This is a genomic window from Candidatus Methanocrinis alkalitolerans, assembly GCF_029167205.1.
Lineage (GTDB): Archaea > Halobacteriota > Methanosarcinia > Methanotrichales > Methanotrichaceae > Methanocrinis > Methanocrinis alkalitolerans.
The window spans coordinates 1-21426 of record NZ_JARFPL010000007.1 but is presented as its reverse complement, the minus strand read 5'-3'; the positions used below and the strand labels follow the sequence as shown (position 1 = coordinate 21426).

15 protein-coding genes and 1 pseudogene are annotated in these 21426 nt (G+C 60.4%); 7 read left to right on the top strand and 9 right to left on the bottom strand.

Annotation, left to right across the window (positions count from 1 at the left end; translation table 11 throughout):
* Window positions 1-57 precede the first annotated feature (57 nt).
* Both mutS and mutL read left to right on the top strand, forming a co-directional pair.
* A complete protein-coding gene (mutS, locus tag P0O24_RS03185; protein WP_316968292.1) occupies window positions 58-2784 on the top strand; it encodes a DNA mismatch repair protein MutS in 2727 nt (908 codons plus the stop codon).
* Window positions 2771-4588, top strand: a complete 1818-nt coding sequence (gene mutL, locus P0O24_RS03180) for a DNA mismatch repair endonuclease MutL (protein ID WP_316968291.1) — start codon at window positions 2771-2773, stop codon at window positions 4586-4588. The genes mutS and mutL overlap by 14 nt, the downstream gene beginning before the upstream one ends.
* Here the strand turns inward: mutL and P0O24_RS03175 are convergent.
* Window positions 4547-5752 carry a Coenzyme F420 hydrogenase/dehydrogenase, beta subunit C-terminal domain gene (locus P0O24_RS03175; protein ID WP_316968290.1) on the bottom strand — a complete coding sequence of 402 codons (1206 nt, stop codon included), beginning with the start codon at window positions 5750-5752 and terminating at the stop codon, window positions 4547-4549. The genes mutL and P0O24_RS03175 overlap by 42 nt on opposite strands.
* Before the next feature lie 34 nt (window positions 5753-5786).
* Window positions 5787-7844 (bottom strand): formate dehydrogenase subunit alpha, encoded by a 2058-nt coding sequence (fdhF, locus tag P0O24_RS03170; protein ID WP_316968341.1) that lies wholly within the window; start codon window positions 7842-7844, stop codon window positions 5787-5789.
* 172 nt (window positions 7845-8016) lie between these two features.
* On the opposite strand from fdhF, the gene P0O24_RS03165 reads away from it, so the two are divergent.
* Together P0O24_RS03165 and tfe are read left to right on the top strand one after the other, a co-directional pair.
* Window positions 8017-9357 carry an AIR synthase-related protein gene (locus P0O24_RS03165; RefSeq protein ID WP_316968289.1) on the top strand — a complete coding sequence of 447 codons (1341 nt, stop codon included), beginning with the start codon at window positions 8017-8019 and terminating at the stop codon, window positions 9355-9357.
* A gap of 185 nt (window positions 9358-9542) precedes the next feature.
* On the top strand, window positions 9543-10040 hold the full coding sequence (gene tfe / locus P0O24_RS03160) for a transcription factor E (protein WP_316968288.1): 498 nt from the start codon (window positions 9543-9545) through the stop codon (window positions 10038-10040).
* Between the two features lie 29 nt (window positions 10041-10069).
* Here the strand turns inward: tfe and P0O24_RS03155 are convergent, their stop codons facing one another.
* Both P0O24_RS03155 and P0O24_RS03150 read right to left on the bottom strand, forming a co-directional pair.
* Window positions 10070-10471 carry a hypothetical protein gene (locus P0O24_RS03155; RefSeq protein ID WP_316968287.1) on the bottom strand — a complete coding sequence of 134 codons (402 nt, stop codon included), beginning with the start codon at window positions 10469-10471 and terminating at the stop codon, window positions 10070-10072.
* Complete coding sequence (locus tag P0O24_RS03150) at window positions 10468-10791, bottom strand: DUF2551 domain-containing protein (protein WP_316968286.1); 324 nt, start codon at window positions 10789-10791, stop codon at window positions 10468-10470. Before P0O24_RS03150 ends, P0O24_RS03155 begins: the two co-directional genes overlap by 4 nt.
* Before the next feature lie 268 nt (window positions 10792-11059).
* On the opposite strand from P0O24_RS03150, the gene P0O24_RS03145 reads away from it, so the two are divergent.
* The gene (locus P0O24_RS03145) at window positions 11060-11743 is read left to right on the top strand and encodes a restriction endonuclease (RefSeq protein WP_316968285.1); all 684 of its coding nucleotides are present in this window, start codon (window positions 11060-11062) and stop codon (window positions 11741-11743) included.
* Between the two features lie 79 nt (window positions 11744-11822).
* Entirely contained in the window at window positions 11823-12554 is a 732-nt protein-coding gene (locus P0O24_RS03140; protein ID WP_316968284.1) for a tetratricopeptide repeat protein, read from the top strand.
* A gap of 77 nt (window positions 12555-12631) precedes the next feature.
* On the opposite strand, the gene P0O24_RS03135 is transcribed toward P0O24_RS03140, so the two are convergent.
* From P0O24_RS03135 to P0O24_RS03120, 4 genes are all read right to left on the bottom strand, one after another.
* On the bottom strand, window positions 12632-13585 hold the full coding sequence (locus P0O24_RS03135) for a lamin tail domain-containing protein (RefSeq protein WP_316968283.1): 954 nt from the start codon (window positions 13583-13585) through the stop codon (window positions 12632-12634).
* A 2-nt stretch (window positions 13586-13587) separates the two neighbouring features.
* Window positions 13588-14697, bottom strand: coding sequence for a tetratricopeptide repeat protein (locus tag P0O24_RS03130; RefSeq protein ID WP_316968282.1), 1110 nt, complete (start codon window positions 14695-14697; stop codon window positions 13588-13590).
* A gap of 90 nt (window positions 14698-14787) precedes the next feature.
* Window positions 14788-16458, bottom strand: a complete 1671-nt coding sequence (locus P0O24_RS03125; RefSeq protein ID WP_316968281.1) for a hypothetical protein — start codon at window positions 16456-16458, stop codon at window positions 14788-14790.
* A gap of 84 nt (window positions 16459-16542) precedes the next feature.
* Window positions 16543-17673, bottom strand: a complete 1131-nt coding sequence (locus P0O24_RS03120) for an RNA-guided endonuclease InsQ/TnpB family protein (protein ID WP_316968280.1) — start codon at window positions 17671-17673, stop codon at window positions 16543-16545.
* Window positions 17674-17860: 187 nt separating this feature from the next.
* Between P0O24_RS03120 and P0O24_RS03115 the strand changes: the two genes are divergently transcribed.
* Window positions 17861-18253 (top strand): hypothetical protein, encoded by a 393-nt coding sequence (locus P0O24_RS03115; protein WP_316968279.1) that lies wholly within the window; start codon window positions 17861-17863, stop codon window positions 18251-18253.
* Between the two features lie 126 nt (window positions 18254-18379).
* On the opposite strand, the pseudogene P0O24_RS03110 reads toward P0O24_RS03115, so the two are convergent.
* A pseudogene (locus tag P0O24_RS03110) lies at window positions 18380-21426 on the bottom strand (hypothetical protein); the annotation flags it as partial.

Genomic DNA, 21426 nt, shown 5'->3' with positions numbered 1-21426 from the left:
ATACTGGGGCCGAAACCGATAAGACGGACTGGCTCCTTCCCCTCCTCCGGATAGCCCATGGCCAAGATCTCCCCCCTGATGGACCAGTATTTCGGCATGAAGGAGCGGTGCGGCGACGCCCTCCTCCTATTCCGGATGGGCGACTTTTTCGAGACCTTCGGTCCCGACGCCGAGGTGGCGGCCCGGGTCCTGAATATCACCCTCACCTCGCGGCAGAAGGACCGGGAGGGAAACCGGATTCCTTTGGCCGGGATCCCCTACCACGCCCTCGACGCCTACCTCCCCAAGCTCGTCGCCGCCGGCTATAAGGTCGCGATATGCGAGCAGGTGGAAGACCCCAAGAAGGCGAAGGGGCTAGTCAAGAGGGAGATCGTCCGGGTGATCACCCCCGGAACGATCATAGAGCCCTCGATGCTGGAGGAGGGGGCAAACAACTACCTCGCCTCCGTCGTCGAGGAGGGGGGGCGAATCGGCCTCTCCTTCCTCGACGTCTCCACCGGGGAGTTTCTCGCAACAGAGCTCTCCGGCGACGGCCGCCTCTCGTCGGAGCTGGCGAAGTTTCGCCCCTCCGAATGCCTCGTCCCCAAATCCGCCGACCAGATCATCACCGATCTCGTGGGGACGGCGGTCCAGAGGATAGAAGATGACGACTTCTCCCTCGACGGGGCGAGGGCCCTCCTGGCGGGCCACTTCGACGAGGAGGCCCTCGATAGATGGGGGCTTCTCGACCTGCCCCTGGCCGCGAGGGCCTGCGGGGCCGCCCTCTCATACCTCTCCTCATCCCACATCCCCACCCTATCCCACATCGCCGAGGTGAGGATCTATTCCCCCGAAGAGTTCATGGTCCTGGACGATACGACGCTTCGTAACCTCGAGATCTTCCGGAACATCAGGGAGAGGACCAAGAGGGGGTCGCTCTTCGAGTTCATCGATCTCACCGCCACCCCCGGAGGTTCGAGGGCCCTCCGGAAGTGGCTGCAGATGCCCCTCATCTCCTCCGAGGAGATAGAGCAGCGCCTCGACGGGGTGGAGGAGCTCTTCGCCGACCCCCTCAGGAGGGGGGACCTGGCGGAGGCGCTGAAGGGGATGGGGGACCTGGAGCGGATCGTCGCCAGGACCACCTGCGGGATCGCGTCCCCAAAGGACCTTCTGGCTCTGAAGGGGGCGATAGAGCGGCTTCCCCGGATCGTCCAGCTCCTGGAAGACGCGAAGTCGCAGATGCTTATTGAGTTGAGGGGTCGGCTCGAGATCGGCCCCCTCGGGGAGGTGGCGGAGCTCGTCGGAAGGGCGATAGAAGACGATCCTCCAACGGGGATCAAAGAGGGGGGGGTGATCCGGGACGGCTACGACCCCGAGCTGGACGAGATTCGGTCGCTCTTGCGGGAGGGGAGGGGCTGGATCTCCCGGATGGAGAGGGAGGAGAGGGCCCGGACGGGGATCAAGTCCCTCCGGGTCGGGTACAACAACGTCTTCGGCTACTACATCGAGGTGACGAGGCCGAACCTCGCCGCGGTGCCGCCGGAGTATATAAGAAAGCAGACCCTGGCGGGGGGAGAGCGGTTCATAACCCCGGAGCTGAAGGAGATGGAGGAACGGGTCCTCTCCGCCCAGGAGAGGTCGTCCTCCCTGGAGGAGGAGCTCTTCTTGAAGATCAGGTCGCAGGCGGCCTGCAGGGGGCGGGAGATCCAGGAGAGGGCCGCGGCCCTGGGGGAGATGGACGCCTTCATAGCCCTGGCCACCCTCGCCGCCGAGAGGGGGCTCATCCGCCCCGAGCTGAATTTGAGGGGGGAGATCTCCATGAGGTCCTCCCGCCACCCGATCCTGGACGCTTCTATGCGGGGGGGGTTCGTCCCCAACGACGTCCACCTCGACGGGAGGGGGAACCGATTCCTAATCCTGACGGGCCCCAACATGGCAGGAAAGTCGACTTTCATGAGGCAGATCGCCCTCGCCGTCATCCTCGCCCAGATAGGCTCCTTCGTCCCCGCCTCCTTCGCCTCCATATCCCCCGTCGATCGGATCTTCACCAGGGTCGGGGCCTACGACGATCTGACCTCTGGCCAGAGCACCTTCATGATCGAGATGACGGAGGTGGCCAAGATCCTCTCCTTTGCCACCTCAAAGAGCCTGATCCTCCTCGACGAGGTGGGGAGGGGTACGAGCACCTTCGACGGCCTCGCCATCGCCTGGGCCATCGCCGAGGAGATCCACAACAAGGTCCGGGGAAAGGCGATCTTTGCGACCCACTACCACCAGCTCACGCAGCTGGCAGGGGTCCTCTCCGGCGTCAAGAACTACAACATGGCGGTGAAGGAGGAGGGGGACTCCGTAGTCTTCCTCCGGACCGTCGTCCCCGGCGCCACCGACAGAAGCTACGGGATCCACGTCGCAAAGCTCGCCGGCGTCCCCGGAGAGGTGGTGGCTCGTGCAAGAGAGGTTCTCCGGGAGATCGAGAGGGAGGCGGTGATCGAGCCCCTGAGAAACGATCGGCGGTCCAGGAGGGCGGGGCCCCGTTACACCCAGCTGATATTCTTCGACGGTCCCGGAGGAGGTGGCGGTGGCGGCGACATTGAAGGTGATGGTAACAGTAACGGTGAAGGCGCCGTCGACGTCGAGGGCGCCCCTCCGGCAACGCTCTTCGAAGATGGACGAAATCGGGACGCTGCGGCCTCCCTCATCGAGGAGATCAGGGACCTGGACCTGAACCTCCTAACCCCCATCGACGCCCTGAACAGGCTCTCGGAGTACCAGAGGAGGCTAGTGGGGGAAGATGGGAAAAATTAAGCTTTTGGACCCCGAGGCCGTCTCCAAGATCGCCGCCGGGGAGGTGATCGAGAGGCCCGCCTCCGTCGTCAAGGAGCTCGTCGAGAACTCCATCGACGCCGGGGCGACGAAGATCCTGGTGGAGGTCGTCGACGGGGGCAAGCGGCTCATCAGGGTCACCGACGACGGCTCCGGGATGGACCGACAGGACGCCTCCATCGCCTTCGAGAAGCACGCCACCAGCAAGATCTCCGGCGCCTCCGACCTCGATAGGATATCTACCTTGGGCTTTCGGGGCGAGGCGCTCTCCAGCATCGCCAGCGTCGCGGAGTCCGTCGACCTGGTGACGAAGGTCAGGTCTTCTGGGGTCGGAGTCGCCGGGACCCACGTCAGGGTCGAGGGGGGGAGGATCGCGGAGGTGGGGGAGGTGGGAGCCCCCGCGGGGACGACGGTGGAGGTCACAGACCTATTCAGACAGATCCCTGCTCGGAGAAAGTACCTCAAGAGCGGGAGGGCGGAGCTGGCGAGGATCACCGAGGTCGTCACCTCTTACGCCGTCATATGCCACCGGATATCCTTCGAACTCTTCTCCGGCGATAAAACGGTCTTCAAATCCGTCCGGTCGGAGAGCTGGAACGATCCGATCCTGAGGATCCTGGGAAGGGAGGTCGCCCGAAACCTCATCTCCATAGAGGCGGAGTCGAAGTCCGTCTCCGTCACCGGGTCTGTCGGAAGAGAGACGATCACCAGGTCCAGCCCCGACTGGATCATGACCTACGTCAACGGCCGGCTCGTCAGGTCAAGGGCCCTCACCAGGGCCGTCGCCGAGGGGTACAGGACCCTCATCCCCACGGGCCGCCACCCCGTCGCCGTCGTCTCCATCAGGATCGACCCCGCAATGGTGGACGCCAACGTCCACCCCGCAAAGACGCAGGTGAGGTTTCTGAAGGAGGAGGAGGTGGCGGCGATGGTCACCGACGCCATCAGGGCCGCCCTCATGAAGGCGGGAGGTGCGGAGCCGCCCAAGACGGCGAAGGGGGCCGCCCCGACGGACCTCTTCGTCCCGGAGGGCGGGACGAAGGCTTCGGCTCCCGGCTTTGAGGCCGCCGGCCCCGTCGTCTCAGGAGAGGCGGGGACGGCCGATGGATCCGATCCCGGTGGCAGAGGGCTCGCATCGGATCTTCAGAGGACCCTCCCCCTATATTCGGGGAGGGGGAGGCTCGACCTGGAGATCGAGGCGGAGCCGCTCCCGGGGGGACTGCGGCTCCTCGGTCAAGCCCTCTGCCTCTACATCGTGGCGGAGGGGCCAGGGGGTCTCGTCCTGGTGGACCAGCACGCCGCCGCCGAGAGGGTCCGCTACGAGAGCCTGACGAAAAAATACGATTCCGGCACCATATCCCAGGAGCTGATCGTTCCGGTCACCCTGGAGCTGTCGCCGAAGGAGGCGGTCCTGCTGGAGGAGTGGGGAGAGGTCCTTTCGGAGATGGGCTTTGACGTCCAGCCCTTCGGCGGCAACGCTTATCAAGTCCGGGCCGTCCCGGCGATAGGGGTGAGGCTCGAGAGCCCCGAGGCGGTCCACGACGTCCTGAGGGATCTCTTCGCCCTGGGGAGGGTCGGGACGGAGGCGACGGCAAAAGAGGAGATCCTCAAGCTCCTCGCCTGCCGAGGCTCCATCAAGGCGGGGCACGATATGGGCTGGAAGGAGATGCACGACCTCCTCCGAAGGCTATTCGCCACCGACAACCCGCGAACCTGCCCCCACGGGAGGCCCACCACCGTCACCCTATCCTTTGCCGAGCTGGAGAAGATCTTCGGCCGGAGGTGATGTGGAGGCGGGTTTCGGATCCTTCATGAGGGCTATCTTAGGCCTCGACATATCCTCCCCGGCCCTGTATCCATGTAGCTCCTGCAGGTCGGCGGCGATGGCGTGCATGATCCGTGCGTTGGGGATATCCATGGGACAGAGCTCCTCGCACTGGCCGCAGTTTATGCAGCTCTCCGCAACATGGGCGTACCTCGTCAGGTGGAACTCGATTCCCGGAGGGATGATCCCCGGAAACGCCGTCATGTAGGGTCCGGTGGTGTTGAAGAGGGCGGGGCAGACCTCGATGCAGGCGTAGCACTTGATGCAGCGGGCCGTCTCCTCGACTATGAAACTCATCCGGTCGGAGCTTCCCTCCAGAAGGGCGAAGTCCTTCTTCTGCTCCTCGTCGGAGAGGTTGACGATCAGATCTTCCCTCCTCTTTCGAGCCTTGATGCAGGCCCCATCGGGTACGCCTACCCCGATGGCTCCGGCGGCCTTCGCCCTCTCGACGAGGTCTCTTCCCCTCTCAGAGCAGACCTCGACGAAGGTCGCCTCCCCCACCAGCTCTTCTCTCACCCCCCAGTTGCCGCAGGCGAGGTCAGCCCCCCTCGGGACCTTCATCTTGCACCTTCTGCAGTTGTCTCTGCGGCCGTAGCCCCCCTTTTCCAGCTCCGGTATCCGAACGGCCCGGTGCTCCCCGCCGACGGTGATGTGAAACCTCCCCTTGTGGATCGTCTCCTCCTCGACGGTCCCGGGGTCGACACCGAAGACTTCGGAGATCATCCGCCTCATCATGGAGGGGGCGATGGATCCGCCGCAGTTGAGGCCTATCAGGAGGAGGTTGTCGATATTCACCATCCCCCTCTTCGCCTGCTCAATGGTCCCCATGACGTCGCACCCCTTCATGACGGCGGCGACCTTAAACCCCTCCGCGCCTGCGAGGTACTTGCCGAAGAGCTTCGAGAGGAGGAGCGTACCCCCGTGGATCGAGCCCGCCGTCTCCTCCACATCTTGTGGGTCGGTGATCAGGACCGGCCTTGCGTCGTAGAGGTCTAGGCCCCTCTTAACCCCCAGGACGGCGTCGACGATCCCCTCTTCCAGGGCGAACTTGAGGAGGGCTGTGATGGCCCCCCCCGACTCTCCCCTCTTCCGGAGGTTGGGGTCGCTCGCCCAGGCGTATACCATATCTCCCTTGCCGATCGCGTCATCTCCCCGGATATTACCGCCCCCTCATCTTCTCCACCTTAACAGCACATGCCTTGAACTCGGGAATCTTCGAGACGGGGTCGAGGGCTCCGTTCGTCAGGAGGTTTGCGGGACACTCCCGGAAGTGGAAGGGTATGAAGACTACGCCCTCTTTTATCTCCCCCGTCACCCTCGCCGGGACGGCGATCTCCCCCCTCCGGGAAGAGACCAAGACGACCTCGCCATCCTCTATCCCCATCTCCCTTGCATCCATCTCGCTAATCTCCACCCAGCCGGTCTTCACCTCGGTGTCGAGGCTCTCCGAGCGGCGGGTCATCGAACCGGCGTGCCAGTGCCAGAGGGACCTTCCGGTGGTGAGGATGAAGGGGTAGTCGCCGGTGGGGACCTCGGCGGGGGGCCTCCATTCGACGGCGGAGAATACGCCAAGGCCGTCTTGGGTGGCGAACCTCTCCCGGTGGAGGATGGGGGTTCCGGGATGGTGGGGAGCGGGGCAGGGCCACTGGAGGGCGTGGGGCTCCTCGAGACGGCGGTAGCTCATCCCGGCGTAGGAGGGAGTCGCCCTGGCGATCTCCTCGAAGATCTCCTCCTCGCTCCCGAAAGAGAACTCCTTCTCATACCCCATGAGCACCGCGAGGTCGGAGATGATCCTCCAGTCAGGCCTCGCCTCCCCCGGCGGATCTACCGCCTTCCTCAACCTCTGGACCCGCCGATCGGTATTGGTATGGGTCCCGTCCTTCTCGGCGAAGGAGGCGGCCGGGAGGACGACGTCGGCGAGCTCTGCTGTCTCCGTCATGAAGATCTCCTGGGATACCATGAACTCGAGGTTTTCGAGGGCCTTCTTTACTCTGGCCAGGTCGGGGTCTGTCATCATCGGGTTCTCCCCCATCAGATAGAGGCACTTTATCCTCCCCGCCCCCTCCGCCAGGATCTTCATCATCTCCGTGGAGGCGATCCCCGCCTTCGGATCGCCGATGTCGCCCGCCCCCCATACTCCCCTCATCCTCTCCCGGGAACCCTCGTCGGTGACCCTCTGATACCCGCTGTAGACGTTGGGGAGGGCTCCCATGTCGCAGGCCCCCTGGACGTTGTTCTGGCCCCGGAGGGGGTTGACGCCGGAGCCGGGCTTTCCGACGTTTCCGGTGAGCATCATCAGGTTCGCGATGGAGAGGACGTTGTCGACCCCCGTGGTATGCTGGGTCACCCCCATCGAATATATGAGGGACGCCGGCTTGATCGTCCCGATCCACTCCGCCGCTCTTTCGATATCAGAAGCGTGGACCCCGGTGATCTCGGCGGCGTTCTCCAGGCTGTAAGCCCCTTTATTCACCGTCTCCAGGACCGATCCGAATCCCCGGGTCCTCTCCTCGATGAAATCCCGGTCCTCCCACCCGTTCTTTATGATCTCGCGGATGAGGCCGTTCAAAAGCGCCACGTCCGTCCCGGGGCGGAGGGGGAGGTGGAGGTCCGCCGCCTTCGCCGTGGGGGTGAGCCTCGGATCGGCGCAGATGATCTTCGCCCCCCTCTTCTTCGCGATGACGAGCCTTCGTCCAATCAGGGGGTGCTGCTCGAAGGCGTTGCTCCCTATGACGAAGATGCATCTTGACTCCTCGATGTCGAAGATCGAGTTGGTCATCGCCCCCGACCCGAAGACCTCCGAGAGGGCGGAGACGGTGGAGGAGTGGCAGAGCCGGGCGCAGTGGTCTACGTTGTTAGTCTTTGCGACGACCCGGGCGAACTTCTGCATCAGGTAGTTCTCCTCGTTAGTCGCCTTCGCCGAGGCGAGGAAGAATATCTCCTCGGGGCCGTAGGCTGATAGCCTCTCCGCCACCAGCCCCAGGGCCTCCTCCCAGCTCGAAGGGACGAAGGCGCCGTCCCTCTTTATGAGGGGGGTCGTGAGCCGGTCGCGGCTCTGGATGAACTGGTGGGAGTACCTTCCCTTCTGGCAGAGTTTCCCCTCGTTTATGGGGTGGGCCTGCCACGGCTCCACCCCCATCACCCGCCCCCCACCGACCACAAGATTGAGGCCGCATCCAACGCCGCAGTAGGGGCAGGTGGTGGGAACGAACTTCATATCAGGAGTCAAATTGGGTCCCCCTCGAAGAATGATATCTGTCTATGCATCGATGCCGAATTGGCCAGATCTTCATCGACCATGAGCGTTCCGAGGATATATCTTCAACCCCCGGTCTGCACCTTCCATCCGTAAGGGGCCTCTTTTTATCCCCTGGCGCCAACGGTCCTTCATGGATCTGGAGGGATTTGCGAAGAGGTGCCTATCGAGGGGGGACGAAGACGTCCCGGAGAGACTCGCCGGGATGATCCTGGAGGTGAAGGGGGCGAGGATCTCAAGAGAGTACGCCGGGGAGCTCGCAAAAGCCGTCGTAGAGGAAGCGAGGGCGACGTTGGATCCGAAAGGCGAGGTCTTCGACCTATCGGAGGCAGGGGTCACCATGGGGGAGTTTGGGGTCGGGTCCCGGGGCTCGGGCGACTTCTACGCCCACGAGAAGATCGCCGAGGTGATCGGGGAGACGGGAGCCGTCGTCGACTCAAGGCAGCTCGACGACTCGGGGGCCGTGGAGGCGGGAGGAAAGTACATCGTCCTCACCGTTGACGGGATGCACTCCCGCCTCAGCGACTACCCCTTCCTCGCGGGCTTTCACGTCACAAGGGCGACCCTGAGGGACATACTGGTCATGAGGGCCCGCCCCGTCGCCATGTTCTCCGACATCCACCTGGCCGACGACGGGGACGTCAGCCGTCTCTTCGACCACCTGGCGGGGATCGCTGCCGTAGGAGAGGTGGTGGGGGTGCCCCTCATAACCGGCTCTACCCTGCGGATCGGGGGGGACATGGTGATAGGAAATCGGCTGACAGGCTGCGTCGGAGCGGTGGGGGTATCAGATCGGCTCTCACCGAGGAAGAACGCCGCCCCTGGGGACGTCATCCTGATGACGGAAGGGGCCGGTGGGGGGACGGTCTGTGCCGCGGCCCTCTACTATGGCCACCACGAAGTCGTCGAGGAGACGATCAACGTCAAGTTCCTGGAGGCGGCTTCGGCGCTCCTGGATGCAGACGTCGAGATCCACGCCATGACCGACGTCACCAACGGCGGCATCAGGGGGGATGCTAAAGAGATCTCCAAGACCGCGGGGGTGAAGCTCGTCTTCGAAGAGGAGATGATGAGAGGGCTCGTCAACCGGAGGGTCTTGGAGATGCTGGAGGCGCTGGAGATCGACTACCTTGGGGTCTCTATAGACGCCCTCCTCATAATCGCCCCCCCCTCCTCCGCCGAGGAGCTCATGAAGGTCGTCAGGGGCACCGGGGTCGATATCGATATGATCGGTAGGGTCGAGGAGGGGTGCGGCATAGAGCTACACACCAGAGACGGGATAAAGGACTTTGAGCCCCAGTTCCGGGAGTCTGCATATACCCCCATAAAGAAGGTGGTGGACGAGGGGCCCGTCCGGGACTTCGCCGAGATGAGCGAGAAGGTCGACATCGCAGCCGAGAGGGCGATCGACAAGAAAAGGAGGTTCGTCGAGAGGATCAGAGCCCAAGGGGGGGGTGCCTCCGGCGGATCATGATGCGGTCTTCCTTCTCCAGATCCGGTGGAGGGGCGGTGGGCCGAAGAGGGAGGGTTTGCCCCTGGTTCTGACCAGGGAAATCGCTATAACCTATCGGTGCACTAACTTCTCAATGCGGGAAATGAGATGGTCAAAGACTTCAATGATGCTGGTTCTCCCACCGGGAGGCCCAAAGGGGTGATCTCTTGGTTCTGATCGAGGATCCGATACAACGTGCTTATCTCTCCAAGCTCGTAGGGGAAGAGGGGCTCCACATAGTCGAGTGCATGCCCGACGACGAGGTCACCGACGAATACGTGGCGGAGATCACGGGGATCAGCCTGAACGCCGTCAGGAGGACCCTCTATCTCCTCTACGAGCACCGCCTCGCGAAGTACAGGAGGGAGAGGGACCCCGAGAGCGGCTGGCTTACATATCTCTGGGCCCTCTGCATGGAGAATATGGATCGTGCCCTGGAGTCGGAGGCAAGAAAGCTCTTAAGAAAGCTGGAAGAGCGGCTCAGCTACGAGAAGAACAACATATTTTACGCATGCGTCGGCGGATGTGCCCGTTTCGTCTTCGACGAGGCGAGCGAGAACAACTTCATATGTCCCTTCTGCGGAGCCGGCCTTGAGTACATGGAGAACGACAGGATAGTTTCGACGATCGAGAAGAGGATGGGAGAGCTGACCGCTGCCCTGTAGATCCTATTCCTTCCGACGGTCGCCGATGATCATAAAGTCTCGGGGTCGTTTCCCATAACCGCCGTCCACCACCATCGGGACATGTCCGCGAGGTCGCGGGAGAACATCCCGGAGAGCCTGTATTCTCCGGACCGGACGGCGATGAGCCCCGCCCCCAAGAGCTTGTTTCTCATGAAATAGAATGCAGATCTGGAGACGTCCAGCTCTTCCATTATCCGTTTCCAGTCCCTGGTTTTTAGCGGTTCGCCCTTCTCTTGGCCTACCTCCACCATCGTCAGGAAATCCCTGCCGCGGCGGGCGGTCTTCTCATCCTGAAAGAGCCGGAGCATAAGCTCCAGGTAGGGGTCTTTGGAGCGGGTTATCCAGTGTTCCGACTTGGATCTGATCTTCAGGGTGGTCGCAGTTCTTGGAGCGTTTTTGACCTGGGTCATGACTCGCCGGGAACGGCGGTGGCGTTGAGGACCGACCTGACGAGGTCGGTATACTCCTCTTTAAGGATGTAAACCGTTGGCAGACGGTAGGATTTCTTATGTGCCCTCAGGATACCCAGCTTGGAGCAGATGTATCCCAACAGGGACGCTACGACCTTCCTTGATGTCTCAAACTGCTCTTTGACCGCCTTGTAAAGGGAGCTTACGGTGATTTCGCCCGATTCTAGGATGACCCCCAGAACGAATCGCCTTCTTCCATCCGTGTCCAGGTCGAGGAACTGGACCAGACGGCTGGCGATCTCAGATTGCATCGAACTCATATATCATCACCACCGTCCACGTACATGCGGACAGCGAATTGCGGCTTGGCAATATATAACTTACCATGATGGAGCGCGCGTCGGCGGATCTCTCGACCCAAACGCCCGCATCCCGATGAGATGGATGGTGAGAGATTCTCCGTTCAGCAGTTTGCCCCAACTATAAATAACCATAGAATATCATAATATATAAGGTATTTGTCTATAAGGCAGAAAAAAGGCGTCAAAATCCCGGATGGGGGTCGGATATCAGATGGGGGCGAGATGGTTGAACCCGCTCGAGACCGGATACTCCTTCGAGGAGGAATTTGGGGATCTCATAGAGCTGAACTGCTACAGGGTCGAAAATATCACAAAATCCAGCGAAGGCTGGGCGGAGATCGTCGCCACCAGGACCGACGAGGTCGGCCATAAGGTAACCTATAGCATATATTGTAAAAGAACCGATGGGTTGGTCGACGATGCCGACGTAGAACGGGTCGCCAAAGCCGCGGGTTCGCAACCGGGGAGGATCATCGTGGTCGTATCGCCCTCTTCTGGGTTCTCCAGGTCGGCGGCGGATTTGGCCCAACGGCTGGGGGTTAGGCTCTGGGGTCCTGGGGAGATCGAGCGGCTCCGAAGGAACGTCGCCGAGAAGAGGGGTTTATGCAGAAGGGAAGCGATGGATCGGTCGGATATGCAAGATGATGGGGCGGGTCGGAGATCCAAGGCTGGCATCGTAGCCGTACTGCTCATCCTTTCCATAGCCATCCTTTATGTCAAAAGTTACGGTTTTGATGCAGCCCCCATGGAGCGGATCATTGAGGATCTCTCAGATGTTGTGTATCGAGGCGGCCTGGGCGACCTCGAAGTCTCGGAGATCCTGGATCTCGGCGACGAGACGGTTAGAAGGGGCTTTGGAGCCCTATACGGGTGGTTCGAAGCCGTCCTGGAGGGGTTCCACAACCCTTAACAAGGTTCTCCTACAAAACCGAAATCCGGGTGATGGAACTCCCCTTTTGCAGATCTACGGCTGAGGCGGTGGCGGTTTGTTGGATGCGGATTACTGGTACAGGAAGGGTGGCGGAAGCTACAGCTCCGGCGGTTTCAACGAGGCGATAGGCCACCTGGAGAGGGCGATAGAGAAGGAACCCCTCTTCTTGGAGGCCTGGAGTCTCCTGGGCGAGGCTCAAAGGAAAGAAGAACGATATCATGAGGCAGTTGCATCTTTCGAGACGGCTCTGGAGATCGAGCCGGATCACGCTCCGAGCTGGAGAGGAAAAGCGATCGCCTTGAACGAGCTGGCAAGGCACGAAGAGGCGCTGGAGTCTGCAGATAAAGCCCTCGAGATCGATCCGTCGGATCTGAGGTCCTGGATCGTCAAGGGCTACGCCTTCCACAACCTTAAAGAATTCCAAAAAGCTGCCGAAGCTTACGATATGGCCATAGAGATGGACCCTCTGGGACCTCGGGCGGGGAGGGCATGGAACAACAAGGGGGCAGCCCTCGACAACCTTGGCATGCACGAAGAAGCCCTGAAGTGTTACGACGAGTCGATCCTCATCGACCCCTTCGACTTCTACACCTGGAACAACAAGGGGGTCTGCCTCATCGCCCTCAGCCGGCCTGAGGAGGCGGTGGAGTGCTTCGGTAAGGCTGTGGAGATCTACCCCGCGTACACCACAACAGCCTGGCAGAACATGGCTCTAGCCCTCAGATCTCTGGGAAGAGATGATGAGGCAAAGGAGGCTATGGAGAGGGCGAGGGAGCTGAACCTCGAATGAGGCCGGATCCCGAGCTCCCCCCACATCGGCCGGGATCTGAGGAGATGCCGGGCGTTTGTCACCAAGAATGTATTTGGTCAGCATTTGAGAAAGTCCGAGACGTCCCAGAGCCCCGAAGGAGGAGCATTGGACCATAGGAGCCAGTTGTCGCTCTCTTCGGCCAGGTCGGAGATGGTCCCCAGCGATAGCTCTATCGGCGGGACGGGCAGCCCCGGGCTCGCCTCGATGCGGATCCATTCGTCGCCACCGTCGGGATATCTCGACCAGCTGTTGACGTCATCATCCTGGTCGTTCAGGGCCGGGGTCCTGTCGACCTCCACCCCCCTGTCGTCTCTCAGGATCACCAGTTCGTCGCTGTTTTGCAGCCAGTACCCCCCAGCCGTCACCACGAAGAAACCTCCCGCCGGGACGATCGTCCCAGCCTCCAGCAGAATGATGGACCCGCCGGCGGTCGTCAAGGTCCAGTTGCCTACATCTGCATCATCCCATCCGTCGTTGTAAAGCTCCACCCACTCGTAGTCAGCGTCGCCGCCTTCGGGGTTCGCCTCCACCTCGTTTATGACCACCCATGAAGGCCACCATTCTGCAGGATCGAACTCGTCCTCCTGGAAGTCATGAGCTTCGGCGTGGCCCGCGTCCACCAGGAGCCTGTTGAAGGGATGGGTGAGGTTGATCCTGCCGTCCGGCTCTTCGAGATAGACGACGCATATGAGCCTCCCCTTAGGATCCCGGCCAGCGACGCTCAGATCGTCGATGTCCAGCCAGACGGTTCTGTTCATTAGATGGGCCTCTGCAAACTCTTTTGCTGCCTCTCTCCCGGCAGATTCGATCTCCGAGATGATGACGTCCGCAAGCTTCACCGTCACCACACCTGGTCCAGTTCGGGGGTCCTCCTCCACAATCAGGACTTCGAAGACATCACCGCTATCTACGCCGATCACCGTCCCTGAGGCCTCCTTCGGCACCGCCGCCGCGATTGTGGTGAGGAGGGCCAAAAATAGGATAAAAACGATATAGATATCCGTCCTCATAGTCAACGCCTCTTGTTGATAGATCTGTCCCCCACCAGAACGAGCCTTGTGAGGGACGACTTTATAGAATCCGGATAAATCTGCTTCCCCTTCCCGCCGAGGTTCAAAAGGAGGCCGACCGCCAGGATGGAGGCGACCACCAGAGGAACCCTCCACCCCGGAAGATTCTCGTTCTCTTTTAGCTTCTCTTGGTAGCCGTTCTCGTCCCAGAACTGGAAGGGAGATCTCTTCATCTCGGTCTCAACGTAAATCCTCTTTCTTGAGAGGGCGAAGAGATCCTCGGTCTCTTCATCGAGGGTGGGTACCAGCAGCCCTTTGTTGTGCCATGCATACGGGTGGAGCGGATCAAGATTTATCGCCCTGTCGTAGCAGTCCTGAGCCTCCAGATACCTCCCCAGCTGGTGGAGGGCGGAGCCCTTGTTGTTCCAGGCGTTGGGGTTCAGTGGATCGATCAGTATGGCCCTATCGTAGCTCTCGATCGCGTCCCCAAACCTTTCGAGCTTTGCTAGGACGGTTCCCCTGTTGTTCCAGGCGTCGGGGTTCAGTGGATCGATCAGTATGGCCCTATCGTAGCTCTCGACCGCCTCCCCAAACCTTTCGAGCTTTGCTAGGACGGTTCCTCTGTTATTCCATGCGCCGGCGTCGTCGGCATCGAACTCGATGCCCCTATCGTAGCTCGCCAGCGCCTCTTGATACCTTCCCAGACCTGATAGGGCAGCCCCTCTCTCAAGCCAGATCTCAGCGTCGAAGGGATCGAGCTTCGTCGCCCTCTGGTAGCATTCGAGGGCGTCCTCATATCTGCCCAGGCCGCTGAGGGCCAGCCCCTTGTTATACCAGAGGTCTGGGTTATAGGCGTCGAGGTCGATCGCCCTCTGGTAGCTTTTGACCGCCTCTTCGTATTCACCTCTGCCGACCTGAGCGTTGCCCATCTCGGACCAGTCGGCGGAAGAGATCTCTTCTCCATGGACCTGGGAGGGCGAGATCAAGATGAAGAATATGAGGATGGGGATGCACTTTCTGGATCGGAGAAGATGGGACAAGACGTCGTTTCTTTCGCCTATCCTCGGCGCCGGGATAGGACGGCATCTTCCCGTCGTCTCAGTCGCAGACATATGGTCCTGTTGAAGCTCCATTTTAATCCTCGTCCTGGAACCCAGCCGACGACACCGGTGGCCACTCTGCCGGCGAATCTCGCGATCGGATCATCCGAAGGGGCTGGAGGGGGTCAGGCCGAACCCTCCCCCAACGTTCGATCCGAAGTCCATCTTCTCAAACTCCATGATGGGGGCGGGCATCAACGTCCCATTTTCGTCGATGGCCACCTCCCGGCCGGATCCGAATCTTTCAAGCCCCGTCTCAAAGTTGAACCCCTTGCCGAAGGTGTCGAGCCTCGGTCCCCTCTCGCCATCGCCGAAGGGGAGGTTCAAATTCGAGAGCGTGGCTTTTGTCTGGTTCGTCTCGTCTTCTGGGCCCGATACGGTCGTGTTATCTTCCGAAAGGTTCCCTGTTTCCTCGGTCGTCGAAGGCGGGGCTGCCTTGAATTCGAGCCTTTTAACTCCCTCTATCTGCGGCGTCGTATTCCCTGTCGAGGCGGCGTCAAAGATGCCGGTCGTCGCCGCAACCTCCATATCTGGGGAGTGCTCGCCGGAGGCGGGAACCTTCCCGATGTCCCACGATCCGGAGTCCTCCGGGGTTGTGCTCTTTACAGGACCCTCTTCGACGATCTCCTCTCCGGCGGAGGTATCCCCTGGAGTCGGATCTGGCCCCTTTTCCGCCGCCGAAATCACCGGAGTCTCCAGATCCGTCCCGGTTTTGGTCTTCTGCTCATCTTCGGGGTCGGTTACGGTCTCGGTCAACAGGTCATCTGTGGCCTCGTCTCCGGTCTCAATCTCTGCCCCCTTTTTGGGTCTGATGGCTGCTGGTCCGTCCAGGATCGGTCCGGGCCCTTTCTCTGCCACCGAGACCTCCATCGGCTCTCGGTCCGTTCCATCTTCAGTTGCAGGCAAATTTTCAGGTCCGATGGCGACGGTCCCCGCCGCCGTCTCCTCCGGGATCAGTTCGGGGCTCGTTTCTGCCACCTGACGGTGGGGAGCGTATGCTGGCCTCTCATCCTCAGGCTCTTCTGGGACGGTTCTGGATGGAACTTCGAAGCCTTCCTTCTCAGTCTTGCTGGCGATGAGAGGAGGCTCTTTTCCCTCCTTAGAGGAGGTCTTTTCGGGCGCCGCGTCTATCTTCGCGGAATAGGTCGTAATATCTGGAGCAGCCGGTGCCGTCTCCCTTCGGTTTCCCTCATATTCTGAAGCTTCGGAGTTTGCCTCTTTTTCTGAGGCTCCGTCGGTCTTCGGGCCGCTGGAGGCCAGTTTCGTCTTAGACGCCCCTCCCGCATCATCCGAGATGGAGGTGTCTCCTGTTGGATCAGAGCCCGCCGAAGTGGGTCGGGAGGTCGTTACGGCGGCCCCCGAGGACGACCCTTTGCCCCCGCCGCCGGAGGGAGCGAAGAATGAGAGAGCTCGAGAGGCGCCGGATCCTGCATCACGAACGGTCCGGGGCGAGCTTTCCATCGTTTCCATCGGGGGGACGATGACGGGGCTCTTGGAGGGGGTAGCTCTCAGATTGGGATAGGAAGTGCCTTCTGCATACCCTGAGATCGGATCGGAGGAGAGGAGAAGGCCCAAGCCAGGAGTGAGGAGGATGAGGCCCAGTGCCATGAGAAAACTCCAGACCCGGACCTGCTTTTTTGGGGGGACGTTCAGCCGCCTCAAAATCTCCATATCCCGCAGCTTTCTGCTCTGGACGCTCCGGGTCGTATAGATCTTGTAAGCGGAGTACGCCGTGATGACCGAACCTGCGATGGTGGCTATAAGGGCTAGCATGGTTCCCTCCCCAATTCGAGCTCTTATTCGAGCCCTTAGTTGATATATATTGTAGATATATATCAGTTACGCATAATGTTGTGACTACTCCCCGCCCTGAAGGGCGGGGCTTCTAGCTTTTGGCAGAGACTGTAGCCCCAGTCTCAGAATGTTTATCGCCGCATTCTCGTCACGGTCCATGACCAGCCCGCATTGAGGACATTCATGGACCCGATCCGATAGCAACTTCGGCACTTTAAGACCGCACCTGGAACATAGCTGACTTGTGTTTCTGGGATCTACTAGAACCACCATCGAACCGGCGCTCTCAGCCTTGTACGATGTGGTTATCACTAGCATCCTCCAGGCAGCGTCTGATATGCTCTTAGCCAGGCAGTGGTTCTTAAGCATGTTCGTGATGCTCAGATCCTCGAAAGCGATCAGCCCGAACCTTTCGACCAGGTTGTGACTGACCTGATGAGCAAAATTGTATCTGCGGTTGGCTATCCGCTCATGGGTCCGCGAGACGACTTTGAGAGCTTTCCTCCTCTCAAAAGTTCCCTTCTCATATTTGGACAGTCGCCTTTGGGCTTTGGCCAACGCCTTCTCCTCAGATCGAAAGAACCGGGGGTTATCGATCTTCTCTCCGTTGGACAACGTAGCGAAACTCTCCAGCCCCACATCGATGCCCACCATCAACCCATCTTTCCAGGGAGGCTTCGGAGGATCGTCGATCTCCACTGAGAAGCAGGCAAACCATTTTCCGGTCGAAGATCTCCGAACGGTTAACCTCTTGATCTTCCCTTCGATGGGTCGATGGAGCTTGATCTTGACATCTCCGATCTTGGAGAGGTCGAGCTTCCCGGAAGACAGTTTGAATCCCAGCTGTGGATAGGTGAACGAATCGTACCATCCTTTCCCCTTGAACCTGGGATACCCTGGGGTCTCTCCTGCTTTGACCCTTCGGAAGAACGCTTTGAAGGCCAGATCTACCCGTTCTTGGACGTTCTGGAGGGTCTGAGAGAATACCTCCTTCAGCTCTGGTTTGTTTTTCTTCCACTCTGGCAGCAAGTTGTGAGTCTCATACTTAGATATGGATTTGCCTTCTTGTTCGAAAGAGTTTTTTCGATATGCCAAAGTCTCGTTATAGGTCCATCTACACAGCTCCAAGGTCTGTTCCATCTTAGATCGCTGTGCTTTTGTCGGATAGATCCTATATTTGAAGGCCTTGAGCATTACACTGGCTTATGCCGTTATGGTATTTAAAGATTCATAGCTTAAGGCGGGGTACGATTCATCCCCGGCCCGAAGACCGGGGTTTTCTCTACCCCTGCACCTCGCCTCTATAAAAATACTTTTTGTAGCTCAGGGGAAACCTCTAACCTTTAAATCGACCTGATCCATTAGGATAGAGGCTTTTAGCATGAGAGAAGACGAGAAGTTCCAGATCATATGGGAGAACGCCCAGAGGATGCCTGAGATGGAGAAGTTGATGTTCTATGAGCTCGAACGAAAGAAGCTCGTGGCGGGCTTCCTTTTGGCGGCATTCTTCTTTGCAGGAGCGGGGCTGATCTATGCGGGCAAAGCAGTCAAAGGCACTATCTTGATTCTGGCGGATTTGGCTCTGCTTGCCGTATTCTTCTCCCTCTTGGGGTTTGGACCTTACGGCTCCGCGGAGGCCGTCGGGGTCGCGAAGTTCGTCCCTCTGCCCTTGATCCTGGCCCTTTACGCTTACGCTATATGGGACGCCCGCCGGACGATAGAAGATTACAACAAAAGGCTTTACCTGACGGTCTTCGACAGGTACCCTCCTTAGGGCTCTTCGATCCTGACGGCGACGTTTCAAAGCTCGCCCCCCGATGATAAAATCATCGGAGATCGGCGGCGCGAACCGAACCACCGATCTTCAACATCATGGTTTTAGGCTAACCGTCCCTTCCCATCAGGTCACCTGGACCGTCACCGTGCTCTCGGCGGTGCACCCGCCGACGGTGGCGCGGATGGTGAACGTCTTGAGGCCCGCGGATCCGAACCTCGATTCGAGGCTGTATGTTCCCGTCGAGACTTTCCGGAGGGCGCTGCTGGTCAGGACTGCGTCGGCGGGGCTCCAGGTCAGCCTATAGCTCGAAGGGTCGATGAGCTCTCCCGTCGCCCCGCGGAACTTGACGGTGAGGGTGTAGGGGCTGTAGGCCCTGGTGGCGCTGAACTGCATGGCGGCCCAGCAGCCGGCCGTCGAGTCGAGGGACTGTGCGGGCTGGACGAATATATTACGGCTAGCGCCGTCCTGGTGGACGTAGGACACCCAGAGGAGATCGTCGAAGGGGCTGGAGGCGAGAGATGGCCAGATCTCGTCGCCGGAGGTTTCGGTCACCTCAACCCTCTCGATCAGGTTCCAGGCCGGGTCGAACCTCTCCAGGTAAAGGTCGTAGCTCCCTTCCTCCTGAGAGCTGTAGACGAGGTTGAACTCGCCGTTCTGCCAGAGGAAAGATGGGTAGTCCTGGCTCGAAGGGCTTGTGGTTATCCTCCTCTTCTCGATGTAGTTGAGGCTCCTGTCGTAACTCTTGACGAAGATCTCCTTGTTTCCGGTCTCTTCCGAGACGTAGGCTACGCTGATTCTGCCGTCCTCCCCGTATGTGATCGACGGCCTGTCCTGGTAGCTCGTCTCCGTCGTCACCCTCACCTTCCGGATCGAGGTCCAAGCGGAGTTGAACCGCTCGATGAAGATGTCGCCGCCGAAAGATGAGCCCGTCTCCCAGGACTGGTAGGCGAGATAGAAGTCGCTGTCCACCCGTATTAGGGAGGGGCTGTCCTGGTCGGCGGGCGAGGAGGTCAGCCTCCGGGTCTCGATGAGGTTCAGATCTCGGTCATACTTCTTGACGAAGATATCCCAGTTACCCGTCTCGTCGGAGACGTAGGCGACGTAATAGTAGCCGTCGGAGTAGATCGCCGACGGCGTGTCCTGGTAAGTCGGGTCGTTGGTGGCCCGAACCTTCTGGATCTGGCTCCAGCCTGGGTCGAACCTCTTTAGGAATATGTCACCTCCGAATAACGGCCCCGCCTCCCAGGACTGGTAGGCGAGAAGGATCCCATCATCGGAGAAGACAAGAGACGGCCTGTCCTGGACCGGGTCGCCGGAGGTGAGCTGGCGGACGCCGCCGGGGCTGACGAGCTGGTAGCCGGTGTACCCCCTGGCGCTGTCGTAGCTGGTGGCCGGGGCATGTTTTCCGTCCCTGACGTAGACGTAGACGCTGTACTCGCCAGCGTCAGCCGGAGCCGTTGACCACGTCCATGTGGGGCTCGCAGACCAGTCCTGGACGATCCTCCATGCGCTGCCGGTGGAGGGGCCCTTCAGCCAGAACCTGTATAGGAGGGGGTCCCCCTCCGGGTCGGACGCCGAGGCGGTCCACGCGATCGTGGATCCTGCCGTCTGGGGGCTCGGCCTGTTGGGAGATAGGGCGGTGACCACCGGAGGCTGGTTGATCAGGACCGGGGAGGTCAGGCGGTATCCACCGTAACCTCTGGCGCTGTCGTACCTGGTGGCAGGCTCGTGTTTTCCGTCCCTGACGTAGACGTAGACGTCATAGAGGCCAGCGTCAGCCGGAGCCGTCGACCACGTCCATGTGGAGCTCGCGGACCAGTCCTGCACGACCGTCCAGACGTTCCCGGTGGACGGTCCCCTCAGCCAGAACTTGTATAGGAGGGGGTCCCCCTCCGGGTCGCTCGCTGCTGCGGTCCACGCGATCGTTGATCCCACCATCTGGGGGCTCGGCCTGTTGGGAGATAGGGCCGTGACCACCGGAGGCTGATTGATCAGGACCGGGGAGGTCAGGCGGTATCCGCCATACCCCCTGCCGCTGTCGTAGCTGGTGGCGGGAGCGTGTCTTCCATCTCTTACGTATACGTAGACGTCGTAGAGGCCGGCGTCACCGGGGGATGTCGACCACGTCCAGGTTCTGCTGGTGGACCAATCCCTTACGACCGTCCAGGCGTTCCCGGTGGAGGGTCCCTTCAGCCAGAACTTGTAGAATATGGTGTCCCGATCCGGGTCTGTGGCGGAGGCCGTCCATGTGATCGTCGATCCTGCCGTCGTGGGGCTCGGCCAGCTTGGGGTTAGAGCCGTCACCGTCGGAGGCTGGTTGGCAGGCCTTATGGTGATCAGCTGGTAGCCCCTGTATCCCAAGATGTCGTCGTATCGGCCCGCAGGCTGGTGTTTTCCGTCTCTGACATAGACCGCAAAGTCGTACTGGCCAACGTCACCGGCAGAGGTCGACCACGTCCAAGTTCGGGTGTTCGACCAGTCCCTTACGACCTTCCAGGCGTTCCCGGTGGAAGGTCCTTTCATCCAGAACCGATAGAGTATGGGGTCGCCGTCGGGATCGTTCGCCGTGGCTGTCCAGGTTATCCTGGTCCCCGCGATCTGGGGGCTCGATCTGTCGGGGTCGAAGCCGGTCAGCTTCGGAGGGCGGTTGGGGGTCGGGGCCGGGTTCACCTTGAACGGCGTTATCTTGAAGGCGTCCCAGCTGTCGGTTCCTGCGTGCTTTCCGTCCCTGATCCAAACGTTGATCTCGTAGTCGCCCTGCTGAGATGGGGTCCAGTCCCAGAAGTTTGTGGTTCCCCACTCTCTCACGGTCTCCCAGGCACCGCCCGTCGACGGTCCCTTCAGGTGGAACTTGTAGTATATCGTGTCTCCTTCAGGATCGGATGCCGAGGCCGTCCACCTCACCGTCGTTCCCACGTTCTGGGGGCTCGCCTTGTTCGGTGTCAACGAGTTGAATACCGGCGGCTGGTTCGGCCCGGTTATAACGAAATCCGCGATCTTGAACGAGTCGTAGCTCGATGCGGGGGCATGGTTACCGTCTCTTACCCATACGTTGACCTGGTTTGCTCCAACGTCAGCGTTGGTCGTCGTCCACGACCATGTATTGACCGTGCTCCACCCTCTCTTCTCGACCCACGCGTTCGCTGTAGAGGGTCCCTTCAGCCAGAACC